This window comes from Devosia sp. (genome assembly GCF_041917035.1).
In the GTDB taxonomy this organism is placed as follows: domain Bacteria; phylum Pseudomonadota; class Alphaproteobacteria; order Rhizobiales; family Devosiaceae; genus Devosia_A.
The window spans coordinates 1-2538 of the sequence record NZ_JAYRYM010000381.1 but is presented as its reverse complement, the minus strand read 5'-3'; the positions used below and the strand labels follow the sequence as shown (position 1 = coordinate 2538).

At 69.1% G+C, this 2538-nt stretch carries 2 protein-coding genes; both read left to right on the top strand.

Features of this window, described 5'->3' with window-relative positions; genetic code table 11:
- On the top strand, positions 1 to 899 hold an 899-nt coding region (locus ACE3TU_RS21335; RefSeq protein WP_374627867.1), incomplete at its 5' end, for a sensor histidine kinase.
- Positions 899 to 2538 (top strand): DUF3369 domain-containing protein (locus ACE3TU_RS21330; RefSeq protein ID WP_374627866.1); only part of this gene is annotated, 1640 nt, incomplete at its 3' end. The genes ACE3TU_RS21335 and ACE3TU_RS21330, both read left to right, overlap by 1 nt.

Here is a 2538-nt window from a genome sequence, read left to right as displayed (position 1 = left end):
CCCGCGCCGTGGAGGTCTTCCGCCAGAACGCCATCGAGAAGCAGCGGGCCGAGCACGACCTCGTCGCCGCCAAGGACAAGGCGGAGACGGCGCTCGACCACCTGCGCGACACCCAGCAGAGCCTCGTCGAGGCCGAGAAGCTCGCCGCCCTCGGTGGCCTCGTCGCCGGCGTCGCCCACGAGGTCAACAATCCCATCGGCATTTCGCTGACGGTCGCCTCGACCCTGTCGCGCCGCATCGACGAATTTGCTTCCGACGTCGAGCGCGGCGAGTTGCGCCGATCGCGTCTGGCCGACTTCGTCCAGGGCAGCCGCGAGGCCGCCAGCCAGCTCTCCCTCAACCTGCAGCGCGCCGGCGAGATGATCCAGGCCTTCAAGCAGGTGGCGGTCGACCGCAGCCACGCCGACCGGCGCAGCTTCGACCTCGCCGAGGCCACCGACCAGATCGTCGCCAGCCTCCGTCCGACGCTGCGCCGCGCCCCGGTGAAACTGGAGGTCGCCGTGCCGCCGGGCATCGTCCTCGACAGCTACCCCGGCCCCTACGGGCAGGTGGTGACGAACCTCTTCATCAACGCCCTGACCCATGCCTTCCCCGAAGGGCGCAGCGGCACCTTCGGCATCGAGGCGGTGCAGGAGGGCGACCAGGTGCTGATGACCTTCCGCGACGACGGCGTCGGCATGAACGCCGAGGTGCAGCGCCAGGCCTATGATCCCTTCTTCACGACGAAGCGCGGGGAGGGGGGAACGGGGCTCGGGCTGAACATCGTCTTCAACATCGTGACACGCCGGCTCGGTGGGCGTATCTGGCTGTCGTCGACGCCCGGCGTCGGCACGACCTTTCGCATCGCCCTGCCGCTGGTGGCGCCGCAGGATCCGGGCGACCGGCAGGAAGCAGCGTGATGGCCGATCCGATGAACGAGATGCCGCAGGAAAGGGCCGACGACGACCTGATCCCCATCCTCGACGACGAGCCGGTGATCGCTGCCATCGACGCGCCGCGGTGGAAGGTGGCCATCATCGACGACGATGCCGCCGTCCACTCCGGCACCAAATATGCTCTCTCGGACTACCAGCTCGGCGGCCAGCGGCTCGATCTCTATTCGGCTTTCTCGGCCGCCGAGGGGCGGACCCTGCTCGCCGCCCATCCGGACATGGCGGTGGTTCTCCTCGACGTGGTGATGGAGAGCGACGGCGCAGGCCTCGACCTCGTCGAGTACATCCGCAAGGACCTCGCCAACGACACGGTTCGGATCATCCTGCGCACCGGTCAGCCTGGCCAGGCCCCGGAACGCCAGGTCATCGTCGACTACGACATCAACGACTACAAGGCGAAGACTGAACTCACCGGCGACAAGCTCTTCACCTCGCTGACCGCCGCCATCCGCAGCTACCAGCAGCTGATGCGGCTGGTCGAGACGCGCTGCGGTCTCGAGCTCATCGTCGAGGCCTCCTCGGAGCTCTTCGACCTGAAATCGGCGAGAACCCTTGCAGCCGGTGTCCTCGCGCAGGTCGCGAGCCTGATCCAGTCGCCCTCCGACGGCATCCTGGTGCTGCGCGACGGCCGCGGCGACGGCTTCGCCGTGCTCGCGGGATCGGGCGCCCATGCCGATGCGGCTGTTGCCGGAGCCACCCTCGATCCAGCCGTGCAGCAACGGCTTCAAAGGGTGCTGGCGCGTCGCCAGAACGCCTTCGAGGGCACCGAGACGACCCTCTATCTCGCCACCTCCGGCGGCCGCGAGATCGGCGTGGCCCTGACGAGCGGCCGCCCCCTCACCGACACCGAGCGGACCCTCGTCGCCGTCTTCGCCAGCCGGCTGTCCACTGCCTTCGACAACGTCTTCCTCTACGAGCAGCTGCAGGCCGCCAACGCCACCCTGGAGCAGCGCGTCGCCGAGCGCACCCGCCAGCTGACCGCCGCGAATGACCGCCTGACCCAGCAGTGGCAGCGGCTGAAGCGCACCAACGACCACAAGGCGGAGGTGCTGGGCACCGTCGCGCACGACCTGAAGAACCCGCTCGGCGTCATTCTCGGCCGCTCCGAGATGATGAACGAGCTGCTCAGCCTGCAGCCCCCCAACATCGAGCGCGCCCGCGGCCAGATCGAGCAGATCCGCTCCTCGGTGGCGCGCATGACGTCCATGGTCGACGAGCTCATCAACGACGCCATGCTGGACGCCGAGGACATCGTGCTGCGCCCGGCCGACATCGACACGGCCGTCATCGTCGGCACCGTCATCGACGCCAACGCCCCACTGGCCGAGCGCAAGGGACAGATGCTCGTCTACAGCGGCCCCGACACCCTGCCGGGCCGCGCCGATCCGGACCGCCTGCGCGAGGCGATCGACAATCTCGTCTCCAACGCCGTGAAATATTCGCCGCCGGGCGGCCGCATCCTGGTCGCCCTGACGTCGAGCGAGGCCGGGCACCAGATCGCCGTCACGGATTCGGGGCCGGGTCTGACGCCCGAGGATGAGCAGCGCCTCTTCGGCCGCTTCCAGCGCCTCTCGGCGCGGCCGACGGGCGGCGAGAGCTCGACCGG